Raw genomic sequence first — 7,481 nt, 5'->3', positions numbered from 1 at the left:
GTTGAGCGAGTTTTGGCGGCTCGTGAAGAAGGGATTGATTTAAAACAGCAAGCCGTTCTGTTTCGTTCAAGTTATCACAGCGATCGTCTAGAGCTTGAACTTACTCGACGCAATATTCCTTTCGTAAAACACGGTGGCCTTAAATTCCTAGAGGCTTCTCACGTAAAAGACATGCTTTGCATTTTACGTTGGGCAGACAACCCCAAACACAAAATATCTGCTTTTAGAGTGCTTAAGTTGTTACCTGGTATAGGTCCGAAGATAGCCGAGAAGGCGTTTAATGCTTTAGAGCAGCAAGATTTTGTAGTAAGTAACTTACGCAGCTTCGCACTTTCAGAGTCCGCGAAGCCTACATTTCTTTCTCTTGTTGATTTGCTAGATAAAGTGCACCACAACAATATTCCATGGACCGAGCAAACAAGCGCCATTGCAGAGTTTTATAAAGATTTGTTGGAAGCTAATTATGACGATCATTTCACACGTTTCGGCGATATTGAACAGCTGATAATGATTTCTGGGCAGTATTCATCGAGAGAACGATTTTTAACTGAACTCACACTAGATCCTCCACAAAGCACAGGGGATCTAGCAGGAAAACCTTTGCTTGATGATGATTTTCTTATCTTATCGACGGTGCATAGCGCTAAAGGCCAAGAATGGAAGCATGTATTTGTGCTAAATGTTGCTGACGGCAATTTTCCCAACGAGTACGCAGCGGGCGATAAACGCGCTCTCGAGGAAGAGCGACGCTTACTTTACGTTGCCATAACACGAGCGAAAGATGAGCTTAGCTTAGTTCAGCCTCTGAAATATTGGGTGCCAGAACAACAAAAGTTTGGTGACAAGCATGTATACGGTGCCAAGAGCCGTTTCTTTACCGATGCTGTTTGCGCTTGTATGGAACCGGTTGCATACCCTAAGCGCACTGCGTCGGCCAGTGAAAAGAAGATAGCCAAAGGCGCTATAGCCGATATAAAGAAAAATATTCTTGGAATGTGGAATAATACCAGTCCGCATAGATAATTCCCCTTTAGCCAGAGTTACAATGTTCGTAATCAAGGCGTGTTACCGCAGGTGAAGTGGTTCTACATCAAGGTGACACAACAAAGAGTACGGACATTTAAAGAAAAATGACGCGCCCCGTCATAACACTGAAATAAACTCCCTGTAGCGTGAAGTATTCAGTGAAAGAGTCTTCAACGGCTCAGCTTCAAAAACGCTAAATGCTCCAATACGAGTTTTCATGAAGAAATTGAAACGCTATCAATATGAAAGATATGCCATTCTCTGCCAACTCGCCTACCCTGATGCCGACGAGCAATACCAAAAAATCTTAGATCCTTTTTATGAACGCCAGCTAGTCGATAAGTACGGAAGAATGAGCGTAAGAATTTTGTGGGTCGAGAATAAAAAAGAGGTCATTATCGTTTTTCGCGGTTCATTGGGGGTAAGAGATTGGCTAGCGAATTTATTCTTCATCCCAAACAAACTCAATCAGTTAAACAGAAAATTCTGGGTCCACTGGGGGTTTGCGCGGCTATTGGCTCAACCTATGTATTCCAGCACTAAGACATCCAATGAAGCATTACCACTTAGAGAGCTACTTGTAAAAGTGCTTGAACCACTTAGGCAGCAAGGCAAGCGCTTTACATTCATTGGCCATTCGTCCGGCGGCGCAGTAGCGGTATTAATGGCTGATTACTTTGAGCGTTTATACGCAAAGTCAGTAAAAAGGGTAGTGACTTTCGGACAACCCGCAGTGGGTACGCGCTCTTGGTATAAGCACTACACGCTACACCATAGAACGTATCGCATTTGCTGCGATTTAGATGTAATAACCTTTATGCCGCCCTTCCCTTTTTACTTCTGGCACGTTGGCAAGATGCTGTGGCTGCACGATGATAAAATTTACGAAAACACGCCTACCCATAAACGCTTTTTGATGTCGCTTCATAGCTGGTTGTTACGCCCAATTACCTATCACTACATGCGAAAATATATCCGCAACAAGTCGCTTTTCGATGAGCATTAGAACGATCATTTTCGACCTACAGTGCGTAATTTAAAGGTACTTGATTATTCAATCCCGCACAGTACTGCGTAAGAGGTAGGCTTAAAGAAATGTCTTCACTGTCAATCAAACGAGCAAAAGCGGCACTCAAGAACGCGTTTATCGGCGACGCGTTGGCTATGCCGGTACATTGGTATTACAACCCAGCAGATATTTATAAGGCATTTCCGTTAGGGATAGAGCAATTTGAGGATGCGCCATCATTTCATCCGTCTTCAATAATGTCGCTACATTCCACGCAGCAAGGTGGGCGCGCGAATAAGGCATCTGCAAATCAAAAAGAGATAGTGGGCGACGTTATTCTCAAAGGTAAAAGGCAGTATTGGGGTAAGAACAACATTCATTACCATCATGATATGAAAGCGGGAGAAAATACACTCAATGCGCATTGCGCGCGTATCGTTTTATCATGCGCACTTAAAGGGTATGACGAAAACGAGTTTTTAACTCAATATATTAGTTTTATGCGCGCTGATGAACCCAAACACCCTGACACATACGCTGAGTCTTATCACAGAGGCTTTTTTGCGAACTTAGAACAAGGTACTCCAGCACACAAATGTGGGGCGGTTACACATGATACGGCTTCAATAGGCGCTTTTGTGTCGGTAACACCTCTGGCGGTAGTAGAAGCAAGCAAAAGCACAGCCCTTGAGGACATCAAACGTCTGTGTCGTAGTCACCTTTATTTAACTCACCCGGATGAGTCTTTAGCATCGTTGTGCGATTTCTATGTTGAGTTAATCTACAAATTAGTGCATCGCGAAGGTGAATCACCCAAGGCCATTTTAGAAGATATTGCCCGTAAATCTGCACACATGAATTTGGCTGCGATAGCGGCAAAAAGCAAAAGCGATATCGAGATTGTTGGTCGTATGTATTCGCCAGCGTGTTATATCTCAGACGCGTGGCCCGCTGTTTTGTACTTCGCTTACCGTTATGCTGATACGCCTAAGAAGGCGTTGATTGCGAACACCAACGTGGGGGGCGACAACGTGCACCGCGGTTTTGTATTGGGGGCAATAATGGGGCTAATTCAGGCGACAGAAATATCCCAATGGTTTAGTGAATTAGCTGACAAAAAGGACTTGGAAGCGCTAATTAACCTTCTTAATGAACGGTAACTAAGACGTAAAAGTCTGGTAGACCCAGTCGCAAAATGAGCAAATGGCATTCACTGTCCGGTAGCGTATTCGCGTAAAAGCGCCTTATAACGCTACCGTTTCCCCTGTCTTCGCCGCCTTAAATATAGCGTTCACAATGCGGATATCGGCCAGACCTTCATTGCCAGTCACCATAGGTTGTCGTCCATTTAATATGGCCAGTGCATCGTTATCCATTTGCAGCGTTTGCTGCATACCGTTTATAGGAGCCAGCGTTTTTCCATCAGACGTGGTGCCCGTTACCCCGCTGTAGCTCTGCATGGGTTTAAGTTGATACCAGCCCGTTTCACAATCAGCTTTAAAATGGTTAAACCCTTTCACTACACTGGTACCGCAATCGGCCACTAGTCCGTCGCCAAAATCCATCGTAAACAAGGTCGTTTCATCAACCTCAGTAAACGTCTCTGGAAAGCGCTGTGGTGGATGGCTTCCCGTTACCGCTAATGGCTCACGGCCCGTTAAAAAGCGCGCGCCGTTTATCGCGTAAACGCCCATATCATAGAGTGCACCGCCGCCCATGTGCTTTTTCATTCGCCAGTTGTCAGGCGCTCTTCCTTGTCCTGCATAACCAGCGAAGCTCGATACCGCGGTCAAGTTTCCATACGGCTTAGTTTCAAGATACTGATGAAAAGTGCGGGTATTGGGTTCGTGCTGCATGCGATAGCCTATCGACAACTGCACGCCATTTTTGTCACACGCATCTATGATAGCTTGGCATTCCTCGCTATCCATGGCCATTGGCTTTTCACACCACACATGCTTTCCGGTATTTGCGGCTTGTATCGCAAAATCCTTGTGTGTGCCAGTAGGCGTTACAACGTAAATAACATCAATATCGTCATTATTCGCAATATCTGCCATGGTGCTGTACGTGTACACATTACTGTCTTTAATGCCGTACTTTTGCTGCCATTGCGGGATCTTACTCTCGCTCCCCGTAATTATCCCCCGTAATTCGCAGTGTTTAGTGTCCTGTAAGGCAGGAGCGAGTAAATTTGTGCTGTAATTGCCCAACCCTAATAGCGCCACGCCTATTTTCTTTTTCGAAGGCTTTGCCATTAAATAAGGACTGTGCGCAACCAGCAAACCTGAACCTGCCAATTGAAGAAAGTGACGACGAGTAATGCGGGGCATTAGTACTCTCCATTAAGAAATTAATCCGTGCATGGTTTTAGTAGTACCTTTCTTACTCAGAAAGATCACAATACCGTTGCGATATTATCGAATGTGTTACCAGTAACACCATTGAAGGTTTATAGCTGACAACCAATACATCTTTAAAGCTCTATGGCACATCGTACCGTTTGGTAACGCGAAACGATTTACGACAAAATCAGAAGAAAAGCAGCCCACTTTTATCGACAGCATAATTTACTGTTTGCGCTTTGCCCGCCAAGCTTCAGCCACGATAGGTTCAAGGTCGCTCAAATCCAAAGGTTTAACAAGGTGATGGTCAAATCCAGCTTCTTTCGAACGCTGGATGTGCGATGGTTGTCCCCACCCCGTTTGCGCCACAAATACAGCGTCAGCTAACGCGCGATTTTGACGAAGTGCCGTACATAATTCGTAACCATTCATACCCGGCATGCCGATATCCAACAACACTAAATCGGGCGTGAAAGACGCGACAGCCTTTAATGCGGATGGCCCATCTTCCACTACTTGAACCTGACACCCTTTTGCCTCCAATATCCATCCCATGGTAATAGCGGCATCTTGATTATCATCGGCAATTAAAACGTTGAGCTTTTCAGCGGTAGCGTCTACTACGTCATGGGCCTTTTCCGGTTTACTGGCTAATTTGGGTACTTTACTTAAAACGGGTAAGGTAACGATAAACGTTGTGCCTTTATCAACGCCATCGCTTTGCACATTTACCGTTCCATCGTGCAATTCAGTGAGTTTCTTCACTAGAGTAAGGCCAATCCAACCCGCCTTGAGAACGTTCAAGGGCACCATCTACCTGAGTAAACATATCGAAAACCGATTTTAGTTTGTCTGCTGGAATGCCCTCTCCATTGTCTTTAACTGCAATGGTAACCTTACCATCGCAAGTACTGATGCAGACCTCGATATTGCCACCCGGCGGAGTGTACTTTGCAGCATTGTTGATAATATTCGAGAAAATCTGCGACAACCGGATAAGGTCTCCGTTTACCCAAACGGGCTCTGCTACTTTTTCCACCAGCAGCGTATGCTGTTTTTCATCAATCAGGGGCTGAATAGTCTCAATCGCCGTATCCAGAATCTCACACAAGTTCACAGGCTTTCGATGAATTCGAATTTTCCCTCGGGTAATTCGTGACACATCCATAAGGTCATCAACAAGCCGTATCATTTGCGTAACTTGTCGTTCGACTCGACCGAATGCCTCGCTCTTCTGATTCTGGCTGTAGTCGTCTGACTGCAGAATTTCCAATGCATTGCGAATTGGTGCAAGCGGATTACGTAATTCATGTGCCAACGTAGCAAGGAACTCATCTTTGCGGCGATCGGCCTCTTGAAGCGCGTCTATCGCATTTCGTTCTCTCGTGGTGTCTACACCTACTCCCGGAAAACGTTCCGGCTCACCAGAGCTGTTATAAATGACTCGTCCTCTGAATGAAGCCCAGCGGACAGTGCCGTCTTTTTGTAAGATACGGTATTCTTCATCAAATAGGGTGCGGTTATTAATACTTTCACAAATAGCAGCCTCACACGCTGCTAAATCGTCTGGGTGGATATATTGTTTGGGCACTTCAATGGCTACACCGTTTTCAGCCTCATCGCTACTGAGATTAAAGAGTTCTCCCAAACGCTCATCTGCCGTGAACAAGTTTTGCTTAATATCCCAATCCCAAATACCAAAGCTGTGTGATGCTTCCAGAGCTAAGCGTCTGCGAGACTCTGCTCGCTTAGCCATTTCTTCAGCGTGTTTACGCTCAGTAACATCTCGCGTCGAACCAGCAATGGCTTCAACGTTTCCGTCTTCACCAATAACAGGAACAAATATGTAGTCATATATACGGCGACCATGAGTACCGGTAAAAGGAACATCACTACGAATAGGTTGCTTTGTTTCAATTACCTGTCGAATCTCCTGCATGTGCATATCTGCATGCCAAGGTTCATACCCAAGCTCTAAACATGTTTTACCAATCGCTTCATCCCAACTCAGCCCCCACATTTGCAGTAACGCGTCGTTGGCATACGTAAAATGCCCCTCAAGGTCGAAGATATAAAGCAAATCGGGCGTATTCGACAGAGCCGTTTCGTAAAGCCTGCGCTGTTTATTAAAAGACTCAATGTTCTCTAGTAACGCCGACTCCGCAACCCGTCGAGCGCGATTTTCGTTGTTGCGCTCAATAATGATTGCAGCGGTTTTAGACAGTGCATTAATGACGTCAATGTCATCGGGTAATGGGGTAAATCGCTCGCGATGAAATAAACAGAAAGTGCCCAATACCGTGCGACTTTCTGCAGATAAAATGGGACGACACCAAAATGATTGAAGTCCTAATGCCTGAGTGGAGAGACTAAAATCACTCGAATCAGTTTGGGCGTTGATGTGAATATTCACCACATCACGAGTTTGACAACACTTTCCTAACGGCGTTAGATCATCGATTGTAATATTCTTGAAGTACCGCCTAGTTTCTTCTGGCATCGACGGTGCAGCCGCGCTAATGAGTGATAACCCATCTTCAGATACCAAGGATATTCCACTTACAGCTTGAAAATCTGTCACCTTCTCTACTGCATTGACTAAAACGGTCAACACATCTTCTAGTGTAGCGCCAGATAATGCGAGTCTCATGGCATCTCTTTGAGACTGAGAAATGATCTGTAGCCTGCGCTTCATAGAGAAGTCATGAAACGAAAACCCCACTACACCTGCCGCAACGGGGAAAATGGTGAGTTTGAACCAGGCGTGGTCAATACCAAACCGAATTTCCGTTGTTTTACCGGGTTCCTGTTTTACTGCCAGTTCGAACTGTTGAGTAATATTCGGTACTTGCGACTGAGGAAACAAACTAAACACCGAGCAGTCAAAGAGATCAGATTTGTCTACTCCACAGATGGAGCGGGCCTGATGGTTAGCGTAAATAACGTTGCCTTTAACATCGGCAAATATCACCGCATCAGTTATATTTTCTATAAGAGCTTGAAAGGGGATGTCGTCGGTAAAAGAAGATGAAGCCTTACTTATTGGCTCAGACATAATTTGCTCAAATAATGCAGAAAAAATTATACTAAAGTAGAAATCA

At 45.0% G+C, this 7,481-nt stretch carries 6 protein-coding genes; 3 read left to right on the top strand and 3 right to left on the bottom strand.

Annotated features, from left to right (window positions below; all coding sequences use genetic code 11):
• The 3 genes from QVA83_RS03220 to QVA83_RS03210 all read left to right on the top strand — a co-directional run.
• Positions 1-1,023 (top strand): 3'-5' exonuclease (locus QVA83_RS03220; RefSeq protein ID WP_287498129.1); only part of this gene is annotated, 1,023 nt, incomplete at its 5' end.
• A 220-nt stretch (positions 1,024-1,243) separates the two neighbouring features.
• Complete coding sequence (locus tag QVA83_RS03215; protein ID WP_014950619.1) at positions 1,244-2,032, top strand: lipase family protein; 789 nt, start codon at positions 1,244-1,246, stop codon at positions 2,030-2,032.
• An 89-nt stretch (positions 2,033-2,121) separates the two neighbouring features.
• On the top strand, positions 2,122-3,195 hold the full coding sequence (locus QVA83_RS03210) for an ADP-ribosylglycohydrolase family protein (protein WP_287498128.1): 1,074 nt from the start codon (positions 2,122-2,124) through the stop codon (positions 3,193-3,195).
• Between the two features lie 84 nt (positions 3,196-3,279).
• On the opposite strand, the gene QVA83_RS03205 is transcribed toward QVA83_RS03210, so the two are convergent.
• From QVA83_RS03205 to QVA83_RS03195, 3 genes are all read right to left on the bottom strand, one after another.
• Positions 3,280-4,368, bottom strand: coding sequence for a Gfo/Idh/MocA family protein (locus QVA83_RS03205; protein WP_131137368.1), 1,089 nt, complete (start codon positions 4,366-4,368; stop codon positions 3,280-3,282).
• A gap of 237 nt (positions 4,369-4,605) precedes the next feature.
• A complete protein-coding gene (locus QVA83_RS03200; protein WP_287498127.1) occupies positions 4,606-5,145 on the bottom strand; it encodes an ATP-binding response regulator in 540 nt (179 codons plus the stop codon).
• The gene (locus tag QVA83_RS03195) at positions 5,129-7,435 is read right to left on the bottom strand and encodes a PAS domain S-box protein (RefSeq protein ID WP_240491610.1); all 2,307 of its coding nucleotides are present in this window, start codon (positions 7,433-7,435) and stop codon (positions 5,129-5,131) included. Before QVA83_RS03195 ends, QVA83_RS03200 begins: the two co-directional genes overlap by 17 nt.
• Between the last annotated feature and the right edge of the window lie 46 nt (positions 7,436-7,481).

Source organism: Alteromonas sp. AO-Serp (genome assembly GCF_017849675.1).
Lineage (GTDB): Bacteria > Pseudomonadota > Gammaproteobacteria > Enterobacterales > Alteromonadaceae > Alteromonas > Alteromonas macleodii.
The sequence above is the reverse complement of the archived record's forward strand: the minus strand, read 5'-3'. Positions and strand labels throughout refer to the sequence as shown.

Excerpts from the sequence above, each read along its gene's own strand:
- QVA83_RS03215 (WP_014950619.1), top strand. The coding sequence starts at position 1,244 with ATGAAGAAATTGAAACGCTATCAATATGAAAGATATGCCATTCTCTGC.
- QVA83_RS03210 (WP_287498128.1), top strand. The coding sequence starts at position 2,122 with ATGTCTTCACTGTCAATCAAACGAGCAAAAGCGGCACTCAAGAACGCG.
- QVA83_RS03205 (WP_131137368.1), bottom strand. The coding sequence starts at position 4,368 with ATGCCCCGCATTACTCGTCGTCACTTTCTTCAATTGGCAGGTTCAGGT.
- QVA83_RS03195 (WP_240491610.1), bottom strand. The coding sequence starts at position 7,435 with ATGTCTGAGCCAATAAGTAAGGCTTCATCTTCTTTTACCGACGACATC.